Below are 24,035 nucleotides of genomic sequence, written 5' to 3' on the forward strand. Positions count from 1 at the left end.
GGCCGGGCCACGCCATCTGGCAGCTACACATTGAGGACGCAGTAAACAGCATGAGTTCCCCGCACGAAACGATCGAACACGGCCTCCTTCTTGAGGAGCAGAAAGACTGGACGGCGGCAGTCGGGCTTTATACATCACTGCTGGACAGCGGAAACGGTGACAACGCGGAACTTGCGTACCGGATCGGGCATGCCCACTTCCACCTGAGGCAATGGGCTGCGGCGGAAGACTTTCTCCGGCAGGCGACGGACTGGAACCCGCGGGTGGCTCCGTGGCACTACCGCCTCGGATTCGTCCAGGAACAGCTCGGGCTTTTCAGCGAAGCCGCCGACAGCTACACGGCAGCGCTGGACCTGGAGCCCCACCGGGCCCGCTGGCAGCATAAGCTTCGTGCTGCCCGGGCAGCAGCTGACCTTGCCGACCCGGAGGGTTCCCGCACCCGGCTGCAGCACGGGAATCCCGCGTACCACTCAGACAAGCTTGAGCGGCTGCGGGAGAACAAGGCGCCCCTGTGGCAGCAGCTGGAGGTCCTGGCAGCCGGAAAAGAAGCCCATGAGGCCAATGTGGACTGGACGGTCCAGCTCGCTGCCGCCCAGTACGGCATGAAGCGTTTCAGCGATGCGGCCGAGAGCTACGCGGCGGCCAACACGCGCCGTCCCGGCAACGCCGACTGGTACTTCCAGGCCGGCCATGCCTACGAGCTGAGCGGCGACGCGCGGGAAGCCGAACAGTGCTACGCCCAGGCCATCCTGCACGACAAGAGCCTTAAATCGGATGTCGTGGGAATCGGGGCGTTCTTCCAGAAAAAGGGCGCGTGGCCGGACGCGCTGGCACATTACCAGGAGAAACTTCGCCGGGAGCCGGCCAACGCCCAGGTTGCCTATCGGGTGGGCCTTGCCTTCGACCGCTGCTACCGGTGGGCCGACGCAGCCGAAGCTTACGAGTACGCGGTGGTCCTGTCCCCGGATGTCCCGTACTGGCACTACAAACTGGGGTTGGCCCGCGAGCGCTCCCTCCGCTGGAGCGACGCTGCAGAAGCGTACGGGCATGCCTGGCGCCTGGACAACTCCAAAAGATACTGGGCCTACCGGGCCGGCTATGCGCTGGAAACGGCCGGGCAGGCCCAAAAAGCCTGCGACTACTACTTGGCCTCAACCAACTATCCGCAGCCGGGAGCGACGGCCGACGGGCCGTCCGGCGCGGCCGGCAAGGACCGCGGCTACCTCCAGGACGTGCTCAGCCGGCGGCTGGGCGCTCTGGCATCGGTACAGTCGTCCGAGGTAATGCAGCGCGTCGGTGACCTGGCCGCGCAGCTGGGCGACTGGGACACCGCGGAGGCGGCCTTCGCCGACGTCGTCTCCCGGAGCAACGACTTCGATCCCCGTCAGTTTTACCAGCTGGGCGTAGCGCGCCACCGGGCCGGCGCCTTCACGGCCGCCTGTGATGCCTTCCGCCAGATGCGGCTGTTTAAGGCCTCCGACGGCATCGACGTCGAAAGCTACCTCAAGAACAAGGCCCAGAAGACGAGCCTCGAGTACGTGGAATATTACGAGTCCCTCCCCCTGGAGCCGCACACCATCCTGTGGGAGAGCAACCACGGGGCCTCGATCGGGTGCCACCCCCTCGCACTTTTTGACGAGGTCTGCTCGGACCCCCGGTTCCAGGACTTCAACCATTACTGGGCCATCAATAACCAGGACAACATCCCCGACCGTCTCCGCGGCCGGAAGAATGTCCGGTTCGTCCGGACAAATTCGGACTTGTACAAGAGGGTCCTGTCCTCTGCGGAGCACCTTGTTAACAACGTGTCCTTCCCCCCGTATTTTGTCCGGAAAGACGGGCAGAAATACCTCAACACGTGGCACGGGACGCCGCTGAAGACCCTGGGCCGCGACATGGCCGGCGGCCCCGTCGCCCACGCCAACATCGCCAGGAACTTCCTGCAGTCGACCCACATCATGAGCCCCAACAAACACACCACGCAGGCCCTGATCCAGCGGCACGATATCGAGGGCCTGTTCCAGGGCAAGGTCGCCGTCACCGGCTCTCCGCGGATTGACGGCCTGGTCAACGCGGGCTCAGCCAAACGCCGCGACTTGCGCAGCAGGCTGGGTATCGCTCCCGACGACCACAGGCCCGTAGTCCTGTACGCGCCGACATGGCGCGGTGCCTCGGATGACCGTCATGTGGACGCCGTCCGGCTTCAGGAGGACCTGAACGCCATGCGCGGCGCTGACCACCACGTGTTCTTCCGCGCCCACCGCCTCACAGAGGGCCTGCTGAGCGGATTCGACGCCGGCACGGCGATCGTTCCGGGGGACATTGACACGAATGACCTCCTCGCGGCGGTTGATCTGCTCATCACGGATTACTCGAGCATTTTCTTCGATTTCCTCCCGACCGGCAGGCCCATCGTCTTCTACGCCTTCGATCTGGACGACTACGCAGAGAACCGCGGACTGTATTTCGACATGCAGGAAATGCCGGGAACCGTGGTCCAGGAGCGTTCAGGGCTCACCGCAAGCATCCGGTCCTCGCTCGCGTCCGATCCGGCCTCCGACCCGCGGTACCTGTCGGCGAAGGAGCAGTTCTGCCCGCAGGAGGACGGGCGCTCAGCCGCCCGGGTGGTCCGCTTCTTCTTCGGCGACGATCCGGATGAACTGGCCGACGAGCCGGCCGATGCGAAGTCCACCCTTCTGTTCCACCACGGCCTGCTGCCCAATGGAATCGCGACGTCCTTCCGGAACCTGGTGGCGAGCCTTGACACGTCCCGTTTCCGCGCCGTGTTGGTGGTTGAACCGGCTGTCCTCGCAGCCGACCCGGCGCGCCTCGCGAAGCTCAGGGAACTGCCGGACCATGTCCAGATCATCGGCCGGACAGGGGTCCAGTCCCACACCCCGGAAGAGCGCTGGATTTCGCGCAAGCTGACAGCGACCCTGGACCTGGCCTCTGACGCGCAGTGGAGCATCTACCGTTCTTCCTTCAAACGGGAATTCCGGCGTATCTTCGGCGACAGTGTCTTCGACTCGGTCATTGAATTTGACGGCTATGCGCCGTTCTGGACGAGCCTTATCGCGTTCAGCCCGGAGGGACCCCACCGGTCGATTTACATGCACAACGACATGGCGAACGAAAAGCAGATGAAGTTCCCCGTACTGGAAATCATCTTCCGCCTCTACGCGGACTTCGATGCGCTGATTTCCGTGGCCTCCGGCGTCGCGGACAAGAACCGCCGCCTGCTGGCCGGCCCGTACGAGCTGGACCGGGAAGCTTTCACACACTGCGACAACCAGATCGATCCGGGCAGGGTGCTGTCGGGAGCCACAGAAGCCTTGGACGCGGACATCTCGGAATGGTACGACGCCGGACGCCAAAACTTCGTCACGATTGGCCGGCTGTCGCCGGAGAAGGACCACCGCAAGCTCATTCGCGCGTTTGTGCGCTTCCATAGCTCCAATCCCGGGGCCAGGCTCATGATCATCGGGGACGGCCCGCTGCGGTACGAGCTCGAAAAACTGATCCAAAACCAGAAGGCATCCGGGTATATCTGGCTCGCCGGCCAGCGCCAGAATCCTTATCCGGCTTTGAAGCACGCTGACTGCTTCGTGCTTTCTTCCCTCCACGAAGGCCAGCCCATGGTGCTCTTTGAAGCCATGATCCTGGGGCTTTCGATCATCTGCACGGATATGCCCGGGCCACGGGATGTGCTGCAGGACCGTTACGGACTGATTGTGGAGAATTCCGAGGACGGCGTTCTTGCCGGCCTGGCGGCGGCCGTGGGCGGTACCATCCCAACGGAACGCTTCGGCACATCACAGTACGTGCAAAGCGCCCTCGACCAGTTCCTTGCCCGCAACCTCAGCGGCCGAGCGGTGTCCCCTTGAAACTGGTCAGCCCCTATAGCGCTGGGCCGCGTCCGGTGCACTTCAAGTTCCGGCCGGCGCGGAAGGGCACCCGGCACCTGATCGTCATCTTTACTTCCATCCGGGCCGACATGGACTGGCTGGACTTCGACCACGATGGTCCCCTGCTCGCCCACAACCGGGCCAACCTGTTGTGGATCTACGATAAGTTCGGGGCCGAATACTCCTACTACCTGGCAGAGGGGCGCAGCTTCGACATCGAGGAATCTGTGGCGCAGCTCGTCCAGGAAGTGCTGGTGAGCCTGGAGCTCACCAGCAAGGATTGCACCATGGTGGGCATGTCGAAGGGCGGTTCGGCGGCGCTGCGCCTCGGAATCAGGTGTGACGCCAGGAACATTCTGGCGCTCACGCCCCAGCTTGCCATCGGTTCCTACCTGCTGAACCGGAAGAGAACAGAGATCATCAGGTTCATGAGCGGCAGTGCCGAACGGCAGGACGTGGAGTGGTTGAACTCCCTGGTTCCGGACAGGATCCGAACCGATGCCAACCGGGACCGGAACGTTTACCTGGTGACATCCCCTTACGACCCGCATTGCATCGATTATCTGGATCCGGTGCTGCCCCATTTCCGTGGCTACTCAAATTTCAGCCTGCTGTCGACGGCCTCGGACCTGGCCCGGAACCATCTCCAGACCCTGCACTACAATATTCCGATGGTTGTGTCGTTGCTGGGCATCCTGGCGGAGGGCCTCGCCCCTCGTTTCGGCGAGGACTCCAACGGTTTTGGCTTCGATGGAAGCGGCCACAGGGACCGCCACTTTAAACTCGGGCAGAAGTTCGGCGGGCTGCTTCCCGGACCTTCCCGGACCACCTAAGGAACGCAGCCCTGACATGACCAGCCAGCAGATCCCTGCGCCGGAGCAACCACCCGTTGCGGAAGCCGATGCCCACTCCTGCCTGCCTCCCCAGCACGGCACTCCCCGCCCTGACACCTACCTGGCTGCGGTCAGCCGGGCTTTGGCGCAGGGCCTGCCGGGCCTGCAGGCGTCGAAGTTATGGTTCTTCACGCCCCGCTGCCTGGTCCTCGACATGGAATGGAGCAGCCAGCGGGTCGCGGTCGACATGGTCCTGACCGACGACAAAGACATTCTCGTCAAGCTGCATGCACGGTCTGAGGACGGCTACGCCCTGCTGCAACGGGTGACCGCGCGGACAGGCTGCGTTCAGAAATCCGGGAAATACCCGATCGCCCGGGTGCCGCTCAGTGCCGGCGCGGACGCCACCGGCCAGGCGCTTCTCGGCGTGCTCCATAATCTCCGGGCGCGGAGCCAGGCGCCGTTGGACGCTTCCTAGTCTTCCCCGCCGGGGTGCCCCCGCGCAGTTCCGGGCGGGCGCCCGCCTGGTTAGCCGTCCAGCTGGTCGGCGGAAAAAATCGAAGGCACGCTGTCGGGGATCTCGTGCATTTGGAGATGCTTGCGGACCCAGTTGACCTTCTCCCGGTGGACCGTCGCTGGCGACCCCAGGGCCAGCGAATGCGGCGGCACGGGTCGGGACTTGGTGACGACGCTTCGGGCACCGATGACGCAGCCGCTGCCGATGGTGGAGCCAGGCATCACAAAGACCTCCTGGCCTATCCAGACGTGGTTGCCGACAGTGATGGACTGGGAGTGGTTGATCCGTGCGCCTGTCACTCCGTCATAGATCGGGTGGGAGTCGTCGGCCCGGATGCGGCACTGGTTGGCAATAAGGACATCATCGCCGAAAGTGACGTCCGCACCCTCGGCCGTTGTGATCTGCAAATCAAACCCGCTGTAGAACTTGTCCCCCATGGACACGGCGCAGTCCAGGCCCAGGGTAATGCGGCCCCGGTACCAGGCCCACTCCCCCATGGTCACCGAGGAATTGTCCCGATGAAAGACGATGGCGCCACCAAACTTGGACCCCGGCCCGAACGTGACCCGGCAGTTCGAGCCCTTGAACTCAACCGACGCGCCTGGGGAACAAGCGGGCGTACCCACCACGCTGTTGCCCAGCTCATCCGAATAGTTCTGGATGTCCTGGCCCTTTAATACAACAGTCATGGTCCTCCGCTGGTCGCCCGCCCGCAGCCCGGGCCACCAAATACCCTATCGCACGCCTCCGGCCGGGCTGTCGGGCAGGGACAACAGTCAGGGCAGGCCGACGGTTGCCACGAGCATGTTGTGGTCGGAGGGAATGATTCCAACGAACCTTCCCGCAGCGTCGATGTTGGCCACTGTTTCCCACTGCGAGACGCGCATCTTGGACGTCAGGATGTAGTCGATGTACGAACCGTTGGCAGCCGTGTTGGCCACTGCCGGCGCCACGCTCTGGAACCCGTTCCAGCTGTCCAGGTGCGTGTTGATCCGCTTCTCGGCGGTGGCCGCCATGCTGGGGAAATCCTGCCAGTAGTCATTGCCCAGCGGATCGACCAGCCCGAAGCCCGTGAAGACGTCGTAAGGGGCGTTGGACGGCTTCTGCCACTTGCTCGAGTTCAGGTCGCCGGCCAGGATGACCGGCAGTCCCGCGGTGTTCTCCTGCCTGATGACGTTGACAATGGCCTCCGCCTGCTGCTTCCGGAGTTCGTAGAATCCCTCGGCCTTGCTGGTGGACAGGTGGGTGTCGCCGAAGAAGAACAGTTTCCCCGTGGACTTCTGTTTGGCCACGGCCCAGGCGAAGAACCGGGGGTTCTCGGGGACACTGGCCTGGGGAAGTGCCTTGGATCCTGTTCTGACCAGCTCGACCTTGGCGGGATTGTAGAAGATCCGGGTGCCCTGGGAAGCGCCCTGGTCGGCGTAGACGCAATTGGTGGGGGTGGTGGAGTCCACGCAGTTGTTGCGCTTGGCGTTGCTGAGGGCGTAGTTGCCGCCGGCGCCGTTGAGGCGCTGCAGGAGGTCCTCGAACTGGGAGAGCCCGCCGGTCTGGCCGGGCTCGTTCAGCCAGCCCTGGGAAGCCTCCTGGACGCCGATGATGTCGGGCATCCTTGACGTGATGGTGCTGACGACGGCGCTGCGACGGTCCGCCCACGCAAGGGCGGTGGAAGTGGTGTCGCTTTCGGCGGTGCAGTTGGCGCACATGACGTTGTAGCTTGCCACCGTCAACGGGTTGCTGAGCGCCGGCGGAGCCGGCGGCTCCGCTTTGGTCGCGATGTTCAGCACCGGGGTGTAGGCACTCAGCCCCGTTCCGGCGTCGTCAATCACCCTGACCTGGAAGTAGTAGTTGGAGAGCGGATTCAGTCCCCTGATTTCCGCGGTGTTGGTTCCGTAGTAGCGGCGCCACTCGGCGTCGGACATATCGGGTTTCGTGGCGATCGCCAGCCGGTAGCCCGGCGCATTGGGTACAGCGTTCCACGCCAGGTCAGCTGTGCGGTACGTGGACGTGCCGGTGAAGCCGCTGGGCGTCGGATAGTTGTCCACCGGCGTCGAGAACGTCACAGCAGGTGAATAAGCCGTGAGGTTTTCGCCGTTCGGTCCAATGACCCTGACCCTGGCGAAGTAGGCGGTCTGCGGAACAAGCCCGGACATGGTCCCCGACGTCGTGGTGAACCGTTTGTAGACCGAGTCGCTCATGTCGGCCTTGCTGTAGACCTGCACCCGGTACCCCGGGGCACCTGCCACGGCGTTCCACGAAACGGAGATCGTGGAAGGACCGGTGGCAGCAGCTTTCAGGCCCGTCGGCACGGTGTACGTGGGCGCAGCAGGCGCAGCCGCCGTGGTCGCGGTGATCGCCGCGGAGTAGGCCGTCAGGGACACCAGCCCGTCGGCGCTGATCCCCCGCACCCGGAACTTGTACTGCGTGCTTTTCGCCAGGTTCGGAATCACCACCGCCGACTCCGTGAACCGGTAATACACCGCATCACTCATGTCCGCCTTCGTGTACACCTGCACCCGGTACCGCGGAACATTCGCCGACTTCACCCACGACAAACTCACCGTCGTATCGGTCTGCCCCGTCGACTTCAGGCCCGTCGGCACGGCGTAGGCCGGATCATAGGCGAACGACGCAGGCGCCACCGCGGCGCCGGAGAGGACCAGGAGCGCCGTCACAGCCGCGATTGCGAACTTGCGAAGCGCCCGGGGCAAGCGTTTGGTCTGCATCTGTCACCCTTTGATACTCGAGCAGCGGCCGACGTCGGAAACGGGTTCCGGAGCGGTCCTTCGTCCTGCTGCCGGCGACATCGCAGAAAGAACCGGGCAGGTGCTTTTACGTCAACTGTCGGCAGGCAGCCAAACGATGCTATCGGCCTCGGGCACAGCGGAGGCACAGGGAAGACGCAAATTTAACGCAAGCTACTGTGAGCCCTTTGCCGCCGCGGGGACCGGTGCTGCCCACAGTTTCCGTTCGACGGCTTCGCGCATGGCGGACCCCCAGGCCTTGACCACCATGTCGTCATTAAACGCATGGGCCCGGGCCACCGCGGCCCGACGCATGTCCTTGAGCTCCTGCTCGCCCATGGCGCTGAGCCGGCGGATGCTCTCGGCCAGTGCTGCGATGTCGCCCGCCTTCACCAGGAATCCGTTGACGCCGTCCTGGATGATGTCAGCCGGGCCGTAAGGGACGTCGTAGGAGATCGGGATGCAGCCGGCGCTCATGGCCTCGATCAGCACGAGGCCCTGGCCCTCCAGTTTGCTGGTCAGCAGCGTGAAGGAGGCACGCTCGAACTCCTTCCGGGCATCGATGGAATAGCCCCGCAGTGCGATGTGGTCCCTCATGCCGATTGAATCGATCAACGTCAAGAGTTTCGTCTGGTCCGGCCCTTGCCCATAAATCTCCAGCTTGTAGTCGCCGTCAGAAGATTGCCGGGCCTCCGCTACCGCGCGGATGGCGTGGTCCAGTCTCTTGCGCCCGGTCAGGCTGCCCAGGATGACACCCAGGTCGCGGGTATGCCCGTTTTCCGGATCCGACACCGCAGGCAGAGACCTGCTGTTCGGGATGACGCAGGTGTTGCGGGGGTTGTCGAAAACCAGATCCACGTCTTTCTTCTGGCTTTCGGTCAGGAAGACGACGGCGTCGAAGGTGCCCAGCCGCTCAAACACATAACGCCGTGTCGGGCTCAGCTCACCGTACGGCGGGAGGGCGCCGCTGGCCATGTGCGAATTGTGCACCAGGTGCATGGTGACGACGTTGTCCCGCCGGTACCGGGTCATGAAATTGGCAGTCGACTTGCTGTCCACGATCATGAAGGTCTCGCGGCCGTGAACCACGCGATCGAGCCAGAAAAGATAGAGCGGCCAGATTTGGTTCCAGGAGGCCACGGGACTGCCGTCTGATCCGCACAGGGTGATGAGCCGCCCACCCTCAGCTCCCTTGACGGTGACGTCCCGCCGGTCGGACGCCACAATCGTTCCGTCCGCCCGGAAATAGTCGAGCTGGAGGACCGTCGTCCCGTCGGAGGCGTAACGGACCCTGCGGCGCAGGACCCCGGCGCTCGTTTCGTCCGTCGATTCGTCTTCAGCACCGATAGGCGAAAATTCGCCGACGACGTTCTTGCCCGGTTTCGCGGTTTTCAACTCAGTGTCCGGGAGCTGGGTCAATTCCTCCCAGAGGTTTCGCAACCGCAGCCCTGGGACCAGCTCACCGGCAGCCTCCAGCTCGCACCGGATGTCGCCGTAGTCCAGTGACCAGGCAAAGGTCAGGACGTCGACCGGCATCCCCGATGCCTGGATAAATGCGCGCGAACGGTGCAAGAGGGCATTCGTCATGCCGCCGTACTCCGTGGGGATCCCCCACGTGATGGCACAGTGGTAGCCCTCGGGCAGCGCCGGCCGGCTGCCGGCCGCGTCATCGCGCACGTCCTGCTGGTTCATCATGATCTCCGAAAGTTTAGACTGCATTGGCTGTGGCTGGTGAGGGTACGGGCCGAAGGCTCAGGTTTCCGTGCACCGTCCCATAAACGTCCATCGGCACGGGGGCCGGTGCGGTGAAGGGCAGCCGCGTGGATACGCGGCGGCCCAGCAGGTGGGTTTCGAGGGAGGCGTCGACCGTGGATCCACTGAGCGCCCGCATCACCTCCGGCGCGAAGCGGAAGATACTGGAGAATTCCCCGCCGGACGTTGGTTCGGCAGTGGTCCCCGCCACCCTGAAGAAGGACTCGGTGCCCCGGACTCTGAGCTGGCACAGGAACCGGGGCGCCTCCGCGTCAAGGCTGTCGCTCTCTGCGGTCAGCCGGGCGGTGACGCGCACATCGAGAGCGCCATCGGACCATGTGCCCCAGGCGGTGTCCGTCACGGCCACTTGGAGTTCCGGGGCGGGGATGGCTTTCCTGGCGGCCGCGGCCCGGAAGGCTTCAGACCACAGGGCGACCACCGGGGCGTCGGAGAAGTCCGCTGCCCTGGCGATCGCGGCCGCCCTCAGCTTCGCCTTCTCTTCGGCCGGCAGGGCCAGGAACGCCGCCACGCAGTCCGCCAGCGCCCGCTCGTTTCCATACTCAACGATGTAGCCGTTGACCCCGTGGGTGATGATCGAGGACGGTCCGTAGTGGATGTCGTATGCGATCGGAATGCACCCGGCGGACATGCTCTCGAGGAGCACCAGCCCGAACGATTCGGAGGAACTGGTCAGCAGCGAGAACGAGGCCTCCCCGAACGCCGTGGCCGGCGAATGCGTGTGCCCCTTGAGCTGGACCTGGCCGGAAACACCCAGCTCCTCGATGAGTCCTTGCAGGTTGGGGCCTTCGGCACCTTCTCCGTAGACGTGAAGGCTGGCGGCGGTGCCGAGCCGGCGGTTCACGTCGGTGACGGCGCGGATCGCGTGGTCGATTTGTTTCAGGGGCCGCAGCTGCGCCAGGAGAACGCCGCGGGTGGCGTCGCGGTCCGTCTCGACGGGTGGAACCGAGAGCGAGCGGCTGTTCGGAATCACGTGGATGTTGCCGATATCCCCCACGCGCGATCGAATGTCCCCGGCCTGCTTGTGGGTCAGGATGGCCACACCGTCGAAACCGTCGAAACGGGGAACCACCACCTCGCCCGAGCCCGACAGCGGCGAGGCCGGTCCGTTGACTGCCGTGGCGAGGTGGGAGTCATGGACCATCAGGAAGACGGTGGCCGTCGGCCGCCGGTAGGTCTTCATGAAGGTCGCCGCGTGCTTGTTGTCGACAATAAAGAACGAATCGTCACCGCCGGTCAGGTGATCCAGCCAGGACCGGTACATTTCCCACGATGACGGCCACTGCTGCACCGGCAGGCCCTGGGCATTGCAGAGGGTGAGCGCCCGGCCCCCGTGCCGGCCGGGGGTGTCGGTGTCGTTGCGGTCCGACAGGAAGAGGGTCCCGTCCTCCCGCAGGTAGTCCGTCTGCAGCAGCGTGGTGCCGTCAGCGGCAAACCGCTGTGTCCGCCCGCTGGGGCCGCCCTCCACCGTGGTGACGGGGATCCCTGCCGCGCCGAGCGGACTGAAACCGGGGACCTCGCCGGGGAGGACCGGGGCGTCGCCGCCGAGGGAGGCCAGATCTTCCCAGATGTTGCGTAGGGTGACGCCGTCGGTGAGCTTCCCCTGCTCCGTCAGCGTCCTCCGGATGTCCGGATAGTCGCGGAAGTTATCGAACGTGAGAATCTCGACGGGCGCGCCGCCCTCGGTGGCGAAGGCGCGTGACCGGTGGAGCATGGAGTTCGTCCGGCCCCCGTGCACCACGGGCACGCTCCACGTGACCGCGAAATGCCTGCCGGGCGGCAGCTGAACTGGCTTCTCACTTCGGTTGTGCATTTATCTCCCTTGGGCCGGCCGCCGTCAGCGGCCTGTGCCCTCGTTTTTCGTTGACTCCCTCAAGCGCCTGTGCCGCCGAGGTCCCGTACTTCAGCGCCAGAAGCCCCGCGTGTCGATCACGGTCTTGCCTTCAAGGCTCGACGGGTCGATGTCACGGAACCTGTCATGGTCCACCAGCAGCACCACCACCCGGGCCGCGGCGACGGCATGGTCCGTCTCCGTGAGGCGGACGTTGGCATAGGCAGCCAGCTCCGGGGGCAGCTCATTCTTGTGTGGCGCAGCGACAAGAATATCGGCCGCCGGGTGCATTGCGGCCACCCGCCGGACGATCTCCACCGCAGGTGACTCCCGCACGTCATCAATGTTGGCCTTGAACGCCAGCCCCAGGCAGGCAATGACGGGCCGGCCGTCGTCGCCGACAGCTTTCCGGACCTGTTCCACAATGTGGCCGGGTTTGGCGTCGTTGACTTCGCGGGCGGTTCTGATCAGGGCGGAGTTCTCCGGATCCGCAGCCACAATGAACCACGGGTCCACGGCGATGCAGTGGCCTCCGACGCCGGGACCCGGCTGGAGGATGTTGACCCGGGGGTGGTGGTTGGCCAGGCGGATGAGTTCCCACACGTCAATGTCCAGGTTGTCGCTGATGACCGACAGTTCGTTCGCGAACGCGATGTTGACGTCGCGGTAGGCGTTTTCCACCAGCTTGGACATCTCCGCCGTCGCGGCGTCCGTCAGGTGGATCTCACCCTTGCAGAACACCCCGTAGAGCGCGGCCGCGGCGTCAGCGGCCTCGGTGGTGAGTCCGCCCACCACACGGTCGTTGGTGACCAGCTCGATCATGATCCGCCCCGGCAGCACCCGTTCAGGGCAGTGCGCCACCAGGACGGCGGGCCTGCCGTCCCGGCCGTCAAGGCTGAGGTCGGGACGCAGGCCCAGGATGAGCTCGGCGAGCCGGCGGGTGCTTCCTGGCGGCGAGGTCGACTCCAGGATCACCAGCTCCCCGCCCTCCAGCTGGGGCGCGATGGCCCGGGCGGCGGCTGCGATGTAGGACATGTCCGCCGATTTGTCGGCCTTGAACGGCGTGGGCACGGCCACGATGTAGGCATCGGCCCGGGGGGTTTCGAGCTGGGCCCGGAGCTTCCCCCGGCTGACCGCACCTGCCACGTGGATGCCCAGGTCCGGCTCCACGAACGGCACGTTGCCGTTGTTGATGGCGTCCACTGTCTCCGGGTTGACGTCAACGCCTACGACGTCGAAGCCGTTGGTGGCCAGGATGGCTGCCGTCGGCAGCCCGATGTAGCCAAGACCGACGACGGCGACCGTCCCGATCGCCGCGCCGGTGTCGGCGGCCTTAGATGTCAACATGTTCGTGAAGCTTTCCGTAGAATTTCAGGTCGCCGGAGGCGATCAGCTCGGCGTCCTCGACCTGCCAGGTGTGCCCGTGACCGGTGCGGACCTGGTAGTAGTTGAACCGGTCCGCCGAGTAGATGACTTTACCGGCGGCATGGACGGCCCGGAGAAATCCTGTGTCCTCGCCGACGGCAACCGGCTGGAACGGGTGGTCCAGGAAGACCCCGCGGCCGGCCGTGATGGTTGGTCCCATCACGAAGTCGGTGAACCGGTGCTCCTTCTCGGCAAACCGCAGGATTGAGGCGTTGGACGCCGCCAGGTGCATGTAGTGGGCCTGCTTGCCCACAACGTCCGCGCCCGAGTAGGCCAGGGCATGGAGCTGGTCGCTGAGGTAGTGCGGTCCGTAGTGGTCGTCGTCGTCCATTTTGGTGAGGACCTCGCCGCCGGACGCGGCGACGCACCTGTTCAGGCACTCCCCCAGCGGCACCTCCCGGGACGCGTCCAGCACCACAACGTTCCGGAGCCCGGACATGTCGGACAGTTCCGCGAGCCGTCCCGCGGAGAGCCGGAAACCGTGGGTGAGGAGCACGAGTTCCGGGTCGACGCCCTCCTGGCCGGCCAGGGTCCGGAAGACGTGTTCCAGGTTCTGGGGCCTGATGGTGGGCATCAGCACGGAGACGGTGGGCCGCCGCACGCCGGCATCGAACCCCGGAAGCGCGTGCTTCAGCACGGTGTTCGCCCGGTGGGCGTAAGTGTGGCCCGCCCAAATGATGCGCTGGGCCAGGTGCGCGGTGCGGTCATTGAGCTCCGGGTTGGCCACCAGCGCCCGGGTCAGGTGCTCCGCCTGCTTGCGGGTGGCAGCCACCGGCACCGCCGCGGGAGGGAAGAACTGCTCCATGGCAAGGCTGGGAGCGGTCACCACCGGCGTCCCGGAGGCCGTGATCTCAAAGATGCGCCTGGCGCACATGCTGGGCGAGTCGACGACGGAGTTGACGTTGAGGAAGACTTTGTACGCCTTGTAGGCGGAAAGCGTCTGGGCGTAGGTCAGCGAACCCACCACCCGGGAGTCAAGCGGTGCCGGGAACTGGTATTCGGCGTTCCCGCCCAGTTGGCGCGAAAAAATCTCCAGGCCCGTCCGCATCCTGGCGGACGCGTCCAGGGCGCCGCCGAGGAGGAAGTCCATCTGGGCCCGGCGCTCCGGGTACTTGTGCGCAAAGTACATCCCCGCAAAGGCCACGTCCCTGCCGTGCCGTCCGTGGGCGGGCCGGACGGGGTTATGGATGGCCGGCTGGGCGGCGAAGGGAAGGGCGCTGATCCGGTCATGGCCCAGGTCCGTCCGGTACTGCGCGATCCTGCCGGAGTCGGACGTGAACACCTGGTCGAAGAGCCGGGCGGCGGGAAGGAAATCGTCGTAGTGGGGCGGATCTTCCTTATTCCAGAACACCGTGGGAATGCCCTGCTCCCGGCACCAGGCCACCAGTTGGCGGAACTCCGTGCTGGGCCCGTCCGGGCCGGTAAGCTTCCCGCGCCACAGCCCGTCGTTGCCCGCCCACGCCGATTCGACGAACAGGATGTCAATCGCGCCCGGTGCCAGGTCGCCACGCCAGGTGTGCGGATGGACGGCAACGGTGGACCACTCGTAGCTGAAGGCCAGCGCGGAAAAATCATCCAGGATGACGGCGGCGCGCACCTCCGGCCGGGATGGTGCCTGTTGCGGCTGGGTGGCCGGCAGCAGGGACAGCCGCCGCCTGCGTCCCTTCCCGGTCCAGGCCGCCTCAACGCCCTGGACGTTGCGGGGCGCGGCAAAGCCCCGTTCAACCCGCTGGCGGGACCGCCACGACCTGAACTGCGCCGGCCCGCCCCTGCGTAGATGCCAGAGCCCGGTCCGGATGGTCCGCAGGTCGGCCATCAGCCCCGGCTCCGGCGCGAGGACCGCCCGCGGACCTCGGTGGCCACAAGGTTCGCTTTGGCCTCGTCGAGGATCCTGGCGGCCGAAATATTGTTCCCTTTGGAGAGGTGGCGGGTGAAGTCCTGGTAGGCCTTGATGGCGGTCTCCGGTTCGCCGTCCATGATCAGGTCGCCTTTGTCGAGCCAGATCACCCGGGTGCACATGTCCTTGATGGTGTCCAGGCTGTGGCTGACCAGGAACACGCAGCCTGCCTGTTCGCGGAGTTCATCCATCCGCAGCTTGCTCCGGTCAGCGAACTGGGCATCGCCGGTGTTGAGTGCCTCGTCCACGAGGAGGATCTCCGGGTCGACGCTGGCCGCGATGGCAAAGCGGAGCCGGGACGCCATGCCGGACGAGTAGGACTTCATGGGCAGGTGGATGGACTTCTCCAGGCCGGACAGCTCCACGATGCTGCTGAATTTCCTGTCCACCTCCGCCCGGCTCATCCCCATGGCGAGGCAGCCGAGGATCACGTTCTGGTCGCCGGAGAGGTCCTGGACCAGGGCGGCGTTGACGCCGAGCATGATGGGGGTGCTGGAGGCGTACACGGCGCCCTTGGAAGGCTTGGACTGGCCGCTGATGATCTTCATCAGTGTGCTCTTTCCCGAACCGTTCCGGCCGATGATGCCCACGGACTCGCCGCGTTCGACCACCAGGGACAGTTTGTTCAGGGCGTGCACGGTCACCATGTTGGATTTGTTGACGGCGCGGCGGAAGAAGCGCGGCGCGGTGTCCTGGGCGCCGGCGTCGGAGGCGGCGCTGGAGGCCACCCTGTATCGCATCTCGACGCTGTCCACCACCACGCAGGGGTGGCCTTCGATGTAGAGCTCCTGGTCATCCGCGTCCATAGGATTCCTCCCCCTTCCAGAAGTAGACCAGGCCCACACCCAGTGCCCCGAGGGCCCAGGCCGCAAGGATGGCCCACGACTGCCACGGCGGAACAGTCGCATAGAGGACGCAGTTCCGGACGATGTCGATCACGTTGAACAGGGGGTTGAGCTTGATGATGGCCAGGATTTGGGGATGGGTGACAAACCGGTCATAGGAGAAGAAGATGGCGGAGCCGTACATCCACGCCCGGAGTGCGAAAGGCAGCAGGTGCGTCACGTCGTGGACGCGCGAGATGATGCGGGCCAGGATCAGGCCCACCCCCAGGTTGAAGAGCGCCTGCAGCATGATGGCCGGCACCACCAGAATCCAGAGCCAGGTGATTTCCTCGCCCGGAGGCAACAGGACCACAATCAGCAGCATCGCAAGGATGAGCGGGACCGCCCTGAGCAGCTCCCGCACGTTGGCGCCGATGGGAAGCGCCGCCCGAGGGAAGTTGAAGGCCTGGACCACTGACTTGTTGTTCCGGATCGAGCGCGCGCCGGACGTGATGGCACCAGAGCTGTACTGGAAGACGAAGATGCCCACCACCAGGTACCCCACGAAGTTCTCGATGCCCCGGCTGGTGTTGAGCAATAGCCCGAAGATCAGGAAGTAGGTCAGGCCGTTGAAGACCGGGTTGAGCAGCAGCCAGGCGCTGCCCAGCCGGTCCCGGCGGGTTCCGCTCTGGATGCGGGCCCGGGCGTCGTAAAACATGAACTGCCGGAAGTCCCAGAGCCGGACGAGGTAATCAAGGAACGATGGCCGCGAACCGACGCGGGTCAGCCGCCGCATGTCCACGGAGAGCGGCTGTACAACTACCGGCTCCGGGTCTATGGCACTATCTGCGGACACTACGCGTTCTCCTCATGGTCATGGTGCAGCCCAGCGTAACGCGTGGCCAGGGCCTGGGCATTCGCCGCCCAGGTCCTTCCGGCCAGCACCGCAGCGCGGCCGTTCCTCCCCAGGCGCGCCCTGCGGCCGGGGTCCGGGAGCAGGGCTGAAATCTTCTGTGCAAGCTCACGGGGATCTTCGGCAGCGGCGAGAAGGCCGTTGCCGCCGTCGTCTATTATCTCCCGGAGAGCGGGCAGGTCGCTCCCCACCACCGGCCGGGCACTCGCCAGAGCCTCCACCGGTTTGAGCGGGGTCACCGCCCGGGTGACGTCGAGGTCCTTGCGCGGGATCACAAAGACGTCCAGGGCCTGGTGGTAGAGGTGGGCCGCGCCGCGCGGCACCCGCCCCGTAAAAATGGCCCGGTGGGACAGTCCCGCGGCTGCGACCTGCTCTTCGAGGGCCGGACGGGAAACGCCGTCGCCGACGATCATCAGGCGCAGCTGCGGGAAGTCCGGTGCAAGGACCGCAAACGCGTTCACCAGGTCATCGAGGCCCTCGTAGTCGACCAGGCTGCTGACGGTCCCGATATAGAGTCCGTCTTCCGGCAGGCCCAGTTCGCGGCGTGCGGCAGCCGCTTCCAGTGGTTCGTCGAGGAAGGCCCCGCCCACGGCGTTGGGCGCGATGAGGATTTTCTCCTGCGGTACCCCTGCGGCCGCGATGTTGGCCTTCATGGCCTGGCCCAGCGTCACCACCAGGTCGGCATCGCGCATCACGCCGCGTTCCCGTTCCTGGAAGAGCCGGTATTTCTCGCTGTCCCGCGCCTCGGGGCCGCGCGTGGCTGCCCAGGTATCGGCGAGCTGCCCGCGGACCTCGTACACCCAGGGGATCCCCAGCGCGTCGGCCACGGCCCGGACCACCAGTCCGTTGACGAAATGCGTTGTGGTGTGCAGGACGGCGGGCTTGAAGTCCAGCGCGACCTTCAGCAGTTCCTCGGCCTGCTGCTGCAGGCGCGCGTCCATGGTGGGCGCCAGATGCGGCGGGAGCAGCCGCCGGTAGGTGACCCCGTCCACGGTGTCGCCGGCGCGGGCCAGGAGCTTCCCCACCTGCACCGGGTAGGCCAGGCGCGTGACGGCGAGGACGTCCCAGCCGGCCGCCCGCTGGGCTGCCATGACCGAGTGGGACCGCTGCGCGTAGCCGCTGGCGGTGTGCGGCAGGGAGTTGGTCAGCATGTGCAGGACGCGGCCGGGCACCGGGGTAAACGGTTGGCGGGGCAGCGTGGGCGCCGCACCCTGGTAGAGGGCTGCCTCGCCGGCCAGCCGTGCCCGCTGCCGACGCCCGGCCCGGCCGGCCCCGTCGAGGGCTGCGATGGCTCCGCTGAGGTCGCCGGCGTACCAGAGCCTGCGGGCCTGCGCGGACCCCAGCCTGGGCGCCGTTCCCGCGCCGGCCAGCAGCACGTCCGTGAGGTCCGGCCGGTTAGCGACCAGGGCGATGTCGGCCAGGCGCCGCGCCCGCTCCCCCGAGACGTTCCGGTCCGCGGCGAGCCGCAGGCGGCGGGAGACGTCGTCGCCGTCGCCACGGATGAGGGATGCGAGCAGCGCCGGGACACTCACGGAGCCGTGCGGTGCCATGGCGGACGTGAGGCGTGCAAGGTTCCGGGCCGACGCCGGCGGGACGCGCCGGGATACCTGGAGGAACAGCAGCATCGGGTCGTCCGTGAGGTGCTGCCCGGCGGTCTGTGCGGCGAGGCGGAGGTTTCTCAGGGCCTGGATCATGGGGTGCTTGCGGGCGTCTTGCCCAGGAGCCCGGCGATGAGGTCCACGTAGCGGCCGGCGAGCAGGCCGTACTCGGCGTGGGTTTTGACCCACTGCCGGCTGTCACCGTTGCGGACAAGGCGTCCCCGGTCCGCGGCCAGCTCACGCCACAAGGCCGCCAGGGCCTCGGGGTCGCTGGCCACGATGTCGCCGGCTTCCGCGTCGGCGATGACACGTGCCGCCTCGCCGCGCACCATGGCCGTCACGTGGCGGCCAACGGCCAGGACTTCGTAGGTTTTGGACGGAACCGTGGTTTCGAAGGATTTCCAGTCGTCCCGGAGCGACACAAGGCACGTGTCGGCGGAGGCGTAGCGCTCCATCATGGCCTCGCCGTGAAGCGGCGCGTGGAAGGTCACCGGCGCCTTGAGCTCGCGGGCCAGCTTCTCGAGGGCCCGGCGGCGGGTGCCGTGTCCCACCATGTGCAGGTGCATCGAGTCGCCCACCAGGGCGCTGGCGCGGATGGCCACCTCCAGGCGCTGGCTTTCGCCGTGGTTGCCCAGGTACAGGGCCTCGAAAACGGGCCGCTCCACCGCCGGCGGGTCGAGGACCGGGATGGCGTCCAGGTGCAGTCCGTTGCTGATGGTGGCGACGTTGCGGACCCCGCGGGAACGGAGTGTCTCGGCGAAGCCCTCGGTCACGGTGACCACCAGGTCTGCCCGGTGCTGGACGAAGTCGACCACGTGTTCGACGAGGCTTTTGACGCTGCCTTGGACCAGACGAGCATCGCGGGCAAGGTCGGGCCAGGCGTCGCGCATTTCGACCACCAGGGGCACGCCCCGCAGCTTTGCCAGGGCGTAGCCGGCCAGCAGGGAGGGCAGGGCCGGCGCGGTGACAATGACGACGTCGGGCTTCGGCAGCAGGATCCCGGCCGGAACCGAGACCGCTGCTGAAAAGGACTGGTCCAGCAGGCGCGCTGCACGGGAATTGCCGTGCCGAAGATAAGGCACGCGGAGCACCTTTTCGGTGAATTGTCCTGGCTGCCGGCGGAAGGGCCTGCCGGCCAGCGGCCGGGCCAGCGCGCGGCGGCCGAACGGGTAGTGCGCTACGGGGGCGATCACGTCGACGTCCCAGCCGGTGCGGGAGAACTCTTTAATCATGGCGGTCCAGCGGCGCTGGGGCGGGCTGTGCTCGGGCCAGTAGGAATGCGTCAGGAGGGTGATGCGGACCGGAGCCGTGTCAGTCTGGGGGCGGGCAGCCTTGAGCCACCTCTTGCTAAATCGCTTCAGGATGTTTACTTCCCCGTCCTGGCGGCGACGCCCGGGGCCCGGCCGCCGAGGAACCGGAAGTAGGCAAAGCCTGCGCCCAGAAGAATCAGTACCGTGATGGCCTGGACCCCAACGGGACTGCCCGTGGCCACGGCGACGGCGGCCTGGATTTGTGTCTGCGCCACGGCGGGTGACGCGGCCGCGGCTGCCGGCGCCGGTGACGCCGGGGCGGGAACCGGGGACGGCGCCGCCGGTTCCTCGGCAGGGACCTGCGCGGCGTCGGCGGTTCCGGCGGTGGTCGCGGCGTCGGCGGTTTCGGCGGCGCTTGGCAGTGACGGGCGGGGGGCAGCCGGCGGGACCACAGCCGGCGGGACCGTATCGCGGACGGCCGGGGCGGCGGCTGGTTCCACCGGAGCCGCAGGGGCTGCCGGCGGGGTCTGGCTTTGCGGCGGAGCGGCGGGAAGCTCAGCAGCGGGCGGCGACGGCGCGGGCGTGCCGGTAGACGGTTCGGGCTCGGCCGTGGGCGCCGGGGGTGCCGGAACAATCGGGGCGGTGACCACGTCCACCGGAGGCTCGGGCAGGAGCCCGTCCTCGGCGTGGGCGGCAGGGGCGGTGGCCGCCACGGAGAGCGCCACAAAAACTGTGGCCAGTCCGGCCCTGGCGGGCTTCGAATTTCGGATTCGCGACGTCACCGACAGTACCTCCCCCAAATACGAGAATGAATGGAATGTGTGCGGATGCGGCCGGCACTAACGTCGTCGTCGGCAGAGCCTCAGCATTGCACGATCCTCCCCAGTCTACTCGACAGCCCGTCACCGCCGGTTCACCGCGGCGCCACCGCTGGTTCACCGCAGCGTCGTCCGGGCGTCCTCGGACCTGCATGCGGCGGCACGAGCTGGTGGTCTGCGCCGCCGCGGCGTACGCCGGGCCGGGATAGGCTTAAAGCATGCAGCCCTTCCGTTTCCCGGCCTCCGCACGCCCGTTCCGCCTTTTCGCCGCGGCGGCCGCCGCAGGGATCGTCCTGAGCGCATGCTCCCCGGTGGTCGACGTCGAGCCCGCCAAGGACGCCGCGAACGCCGCCTGCGCCCCCATGATGGTGGCGCTGCCGGATGAGATCGGGGAGGCCAAGCTGCGCAAGACCAACAGCCAGGCAACCGCGGCATGGGGCGACCCGTCGCTCGTGATCCTGCGCTGCGGCGTGAACGTTCCGGGCCCGACGACGGACCGCTGCGTCTCCGTGAACGGGGTCGACTGGGTCATCAAGGAAGGCAACCCGGTGTGGACACTGACCACGTTCGGGCGCGAACCGGCCACCGAGATCCTGATGGACCCGGACAAGATCAGCTCCGCCACCGTCCTCGCGGAGCTTGCCGCCGCGGCCGCGAAGGTGCCGGCGGCGCGGAACTGCGTGGGCCAGGCGGACCTGCAGAACCTGCCGACCGGAAAGTAGGCGTTAGCGCAGGCCGGTCTTGCGGTGCAGGGCGAGATAGATCAGTTCGTCGATCAGCTCCGCGTAGCCCAGGCCGGACGCCTTCCACATCTGCGGGTACATGCTCTTCGGGGTGAACCCGGGCATCGTGTTGATCTCGTTGATGATCAGTTCGCCCTCGGGGGTGTAGAAGAAATCAACTCGGCTGAGCCCCTCGGCGCCCACTGCGTCAAACGCGACGGCGGCCAGTTCGCGGACCCGGGCTATGGCTTCGTCCGGGAGGTCGGCCGGGCAGCTGAGCGCCGCGGCGTCGTCCACGTACTTGGCGTTGAAGTCGTAGAAGTCGTGCCCGCCGCCGGCCACGGAGATCTCCCCCGGCATGGACGTCCTGGGAGTGTCCGTACCCCGGCCCTCCAGCACGGCGCACTCGATCTCCCGGCCCACAATGCCGGCCTCGATGACCAGCTTCGGGTCGTGTTCGCGGGCGGCCTCAATCGCGGCGTCCAGGCCTTCGAGGGAATCCACCTTGGAGATGCCCATGGACGATCCCGCCCGGGCGGGCTTGACGAAGACCGGGAAACCCAGCTGGTCCACACGCTTGCGGACAGTCTCCGGATCGTTGCGCCACTGCCGGTCTGTGACCGCGATGTACGGCCCCACCCGGAGTCCGGCGGATTCAAAGACCACCTTCATGAAGTGCTTGTCCATGCCGACCGCGGACGCCAGCACGCCGGCCCCCACGTAGCGGGTGTCGGAGAGCTCCAGGAACCCCTGGATGGTGCCGTCCTCGCCGAACGGGCCGTGCAGCAGCGGGAACACCACGTCCACGGCGCCCAGTTCCTGCGGCACCTCGTTCGGGGAAGCGACAATCAGCTGGTGTTCGCCGCCGATTTCGGTCAGCGCCACGGTCCGGGCCGACGATGCGACCTCAGGCAGGGACGACGCCGACAGCGACCAGTTCCGGGTGTCGGCGGAGGCAAGGACCCACTGGCCGGTCTTGGCGATCCCGATCGGGATCACCTCGTACTTCGTCTGGTCAATGGCGCCGAGCACGCCGGCCGCCGTCACGCAGCTGACCGCGTGTTCGCTGGAACGGCCACCGAACAGCACCGCCACGCGGGGCCGGGCGGCCTGGCCTTCAGTGGTCAAAGTTTCTTCGGTCACGCTCAGTAATCGCCTTCGGGTTTCAGGTCCCGGGACAGCAGGAGCGGCCCCAGTTCGTCAACGGACAGTTTTCCGGCCAGGACGGCAACCACCGCGGCGGTGATGGGCATTTCGACGCCCAGCTTGCCGGCCAGCTCATGAACGGCCTGGGCGGACTTGATGCCCTCGGCGGTCTGCGTCATTTCCGCGGTGACCTCGTCCAGGCTCAGGCCCTTGCCCAGCAGCCGGCCGGCCGTGTGGTTCCGGGAGAGCGGCGAGGAACAGGTTGCCACGAGGTCCCCCAGGCCGGCGAGTCCGGCCATGGTCTGGGCCTGGCCGCCGAGGGCCAGGGTGAGGCGTGACGTTTCCGCCAGCCCGCGGGTGATAACCGACGCTTTGGTGTTGTCGCCCATCTGCTTGCCCTCGCAGATGCCGACGGCCAGCGCAATGATGTTCTTGACGATCCCGCCGATTTCGACGCCGACCACATCGCCCGTGGTGTACGGGCGGAAGTACGGGGCGGTGCAACTGCGTGCGATCCAGCCGGCCGCCACGGGGTCCGAGCAGGCCACCACCGAGGCGGTGGGCTCTTCCCGGGCGATTTCCATCGCCAGGTTGGGCCCGGAGACCACGGCGATCCGGGCGGCGGGGATCCCCAGCTCTTCGGAGATGACTTCGCTCATCCGGGAATCGGAGTGCAGTTCCAGTCCCTTCATCAGGGACACCACCAGCGCGCCCGGCGCCAGGAGGTTTTTCCACTCGCGCAGCTGGGGCCGCAGGGTCTGCGCCGGGACGGCGAGCACCACCAGTTCGGCGTCCGCCAGGACCTCGGCGACGTCGGCGGAGGCGGTGATGCTCGGCGGAAGCGCGATGTCCTTGAGGTATTGCTCGTTCCGGTGCTTTAGGTTAATCTGCTCGACCACCTCGCCGCGCCGGCCCCAGACCCGGATGTCGCGTTCGACGCCGGACGCCGTTGCGGCGTCAGCGAGGATCTTCGCAAACGTGGTCCCCCAGGAGCCCGCTCCGAGTACAGCTACCTTGGTGGCCGACGGTCCCCGCATTTGATCGAATGTCATTGGGTGCTGTCCCCGGTCTTCTCGTTCGGCCCGGCGGGACGGCTGCCAGCGCCGCCCTCCGTGAAGCGCCCGTGGGTGGACTGGTTGTGGGCCGCGGGGTCCCAGCGGACCAGCGGCGGCTGGCCGCTGCGCAGGGTGGCCAGCAGCTCGGTGATGGCCTCCATGATCACATTGGTGGCTTCCGTCAGCGTGGCCTTGTCCAGCGGGCGGCCGGCGAAGGCACTGAGGTCCACCGGATCGCCCACCACCAGGCGTGAGGTCTTGCGGGGGAAGATGTGGAGCCGCTTGGCGTAGCGGGGAAGGACCTCGTGGGCACCCCAGTGCGCCATCGGGACCACGGGGATGCCACTTTCCAGCGCCATGCGGGCGGCGCCGGTATGGCCTTTCATCGGCCACAGGTCGGGATCCCGGGTCAGCGTGCCCTCGGGGTAGATGATGATCGCTCCGCCCCCGTCCACCACTTCCTTGGCGATCTTCAGCGAGCGGTTGGCGCCCGCCGTCGAGCGCTCCACCGGGATCTGCTTGGTGGCGCGCAGCACGAACCCCAGTACGGGCACCTTGAAGAGCCCGGCCTTGGCCAGGAAGCGCGGCATCCGCTGCTGGTTGTAGAGCATGTGTGCCACCACCAGCGGATCGATTTCGGTGCAGTGGTTGGGCGCCGCAATGAAGCCCCCGGCCGGAAGCTTCTCCAGGCCGATCCACTCCCTCCGCATCAGCAGGTTCATGACCGGCCGGACAATGCCGGCAACAACAACAAAGGTGACGTGGCTCTTGGCCGTTTCCTTCACGTCGG

The 24,035-nt window shown here is 66.6% G+C and carries 18 protein-coding genes; 4 read left to right on the plus strand and 14 right to left on the minus strand.

Translation table 11 applies throughout. From position 1 onward, the window contains the following. Positions 1-50 precede the first annotated feature (50 nt). From ACTWQD_RS17095 to ACTWQD_RS17105, 3 genes are read left to right on the plus strand one after another with little or no spacing between them, the layout of a single operon-like run. Positions 51-3,884, plus strand: coding sequence for a CDP-glycerol glycerophosphotransferase family protein (locus ACTWQD_RS17095; protein ID WP_443197325.1), 3,834 nt, complete (start codon positions 51-53; stop codon positions 3,882-3,884). Between the two features lie 35 nt (positions 3,885-3,919). Then, positions 3,920-4,738 carry a hypothetical protein gene (locus tag ACTWQD_RS17100; RefSeq protein ID WP_443197326.1) on the plus strand — a complete coding sequence of 273 codons (819 nt, stop codon included), beginning with the start codon at positions 3,920-3,922 and terminating at the stop codon, positions 4,736-4,738. A gap of 16 nt (positions 4,739-4,754) precedes the next feature. Then, entirely contained in the window at positions 4,755-5,216 is a 462-nt protein-coding gene (locus tag ACTWQD_RS17105) for a hypothetical protein (protein WP_443197327.1), read from the plus strand. A gap of 50 nt (positions 5,217-5,266) precedes the next feature. On the opposite strand, the gene ACTWQD_RS17110 is transcribed toward ACTWQD_RS17105, so the two are convergent. The 11 genes from ACTWQD_RS17110 to ACTWQD_RS17160 form a co-directional block, all read right to left on the minus strand. After that, positions 5,267-5,944: an acyltransferase gene (locus ACTWQD_RS17110; RefSeq protein WP_443197328.1), complete on the minus strand. Its 678-nt coding sequence runs from the start codon at positions 5,942-5,944 to the stop codon at positions 5,267-5,269. Positions 5,945-6,031: 87 nt separating this feature from the next. After that, positions 6,032-7,978, minus strand: coding sequence for a fibronectin type III domain-containing protein (locus tag ACTWQD_RS17115; RefSeq protein ID WP_443197329.1), 1,947 nt, complete (start codon positions 7,976-7,978; stop codon positions 6,032-6,034). Positions 7,979-8,170: 192 nt separating this feature from the next. Beyond that, positions 8,171-9,691 carry a glycosyltransferase gene (locus tag ACTWQD_RS17120; protein WP_443197330.1) on the minus strand — a complete coding sequence of 507 codons (1,521 nt, stop codon included), beginning with the start codon at positions 9,689-9,691 and terminating at the stop codon, positions 8,171-8,173. Positions 9,692-9,704: 13 nt separating this feature from the next. Further along, the gene (locus ACTWQD_RS17125) at positions 9,705-11,579 is read right to left on the minus strand and encodes a glycosyltransferase (RefSeq protein WP_443197331.1); all 1,875 of its coding nucleotides are present in this window, start codon (positions 11,577-11,579) and stop codon (positions 9,705-9,707) included. A gap of 90 nt (positions 11,580-11,669) precedes the next feature. After that, complete coding sequence (wecC, locus tag ACTWQD_RS17130) at positions 11,670-12,944, minus strand: UDP-N-acetyl-D-mannosamine dehydrogenase (RefSeq protein ID WP_443197332.1); 1,275 nt, start codon at positions 12,942-12,944, stop codon at positions 11,670-11,672. Beyond that, entirely contained in the window at positions 12,931-14,838 is a 1,908-nt protein-coding gene (locus tag ACTWQD_RS17135) for a glycosyltransferase family protein (protein WP_443197333.1), read from the minus strand. The genes wecC and ACTWQD_RS17135 overlap by 14 nt, the downstream gene beginning before the upstream one ends. Beyond that, complete coding sequence (locus ACTWQD_RS17140; protein WP_443197334.1) at positions 14,838-15,725, minus strand: ABC transporter ATP-binding protein; 888 nt, start codon at positions 15,723-15,725, stop codon at positions 14,838-14,840. Before ACTWQD_RS17140 ends, ACTWQD_RS17135 begins: the two co-directional genes overlap by 1 nt. After that, positions 15,712-16,599 (minus strand): ABC transporter permease, encoded by an 888-nt coding sequence (locus ACTWQD_RS17145; protein WP_443197335.1) that lies wholly within the window; start codon positions 16,597-16,599, stop codon positions 15,712-15,714. The genes ACTWQD_RS17140 and ACTWQD_RS17145 overlap by 14 nt, the downstream gene beginning before the upstream one ends. Next, a complete protein-coding gene (locus ACTWQD_RS17150; protein WP_443197336.1) occupies positions 16,599-18,350 on the minus strand; it encodes a glycosyltransferase family 4 protein in 1,752 nt (583 codons plus the stop codon). The genes ACTWQD_RS17145 and ACTWQD_RS17150 overlap by 1 nt, the downstream gene beginning before the upstream one ends. Then, positions 18,347-19,549: a glycosyltransferase family 4 protein gene (locus tag ACTWQD_RS17155; RefSeq protein ID WP_443197361.1), complete on the minus strand. Its 1,203-nt coding sequence runs from the start codon at positions 19,547-19,549 to the stop codon at positions 18,347-18,349. The genes ACTWQD_RS17150 and ACTWQD_RS17155 overlap by 4 nt, the downstream gene beginning before the upstream one ends. Before the next feature lie 71 nt (positions 19,550-19,620). Then, the gene (locus tag ACTWQD_RS17160; protein WP_443197337.1) at positions 19,621-20,286 is read right to left on the minus strand and encodes a hypothetical protein; all 666 of its coding nucleotides are present in this window, start codon (positions 20,284-20,286) and stop codon (positions 19,621-19,623) included. Between the two features lie 254 nt (positions 20,287-20,540). Between ACTWQD_RS17160 and ACTWQD_RS17165 the strand changes: the two genes are divergently transcribed. Further along, entirely contained in the window at positions 20,541-21,044 is a 504-nt protein-coding gene (locus tag ACTWQD_RS17165) for a DUF3515 family protein (protein WP_443197338.1), read from the plus strand. A gap of 3 nt (positions 21,045-21,047) precedes the next feature. Here the strand turns inward: ACTWQD_RS17165 and ACTWQD_RS17170 are convergent, their stop codons facing one another. From ACTWQD_RS17170 to ACTWQD_RS17180, 3 genes are read right to left on the minus strand one after another with little or no spacing between them, the layout of a single operon-like run. Then, positions 21,048-22,193, minus strand: coding sequence for a D-alanine--D-alanine ligase family protein (locus ACTWQD_RS17170; protein ID WP_443197362.1), 1,146 nt, complete (start codon positions 22,191-22,193; stop codon positions 21,048-21,050). Then, positions 22,190-23,242: an NAD(P)H-dependent glycerol-3-phosphate dehydrogenase gene (locus ACTWQD_RS17175; protein ID WP_443197339.1), complete on the minus strand. Its 1,053-nt coding sequence runs from the start codon at positions 23,240-23,242 to the stop codon at positions 22,190-22,192. Before ACTWQD_RS17175 ends, ACTWQD_RS17170 begins: the two co-directional genes overlap by 4 nt. Then, positions 23,239-24,030 carry a lysophospholipid acyltransferase family protein gene (locus ACTWQD_RS17180; RefSeq protein WP_443197340.1) on the minus strand — a complete coding sequence of 264 codons (792 nt, stop codon included), beginning with the start codon at positions 24,028-24,030 and terminating at the stop codon, positions 23,239-23,241. Before ACTWQD_RS17180 ends, ACTWQD_RS17175 begins: the two co-directional genes overlap by 4 nt. Positions 24,031-24,035 lie beyond the last annotated feature (5 nt).

It is taken from the genome of Pseudarthrobacter sp. 1C304 (genome assembly GCF_052245515.1).
In the GTDB taxonomy this organism is placed as follows: domain Bacteria; phylum Actinomycetota; class Actinomycetes; order Actinomycetales; family Micrococcaceae; genus Arthrobacter.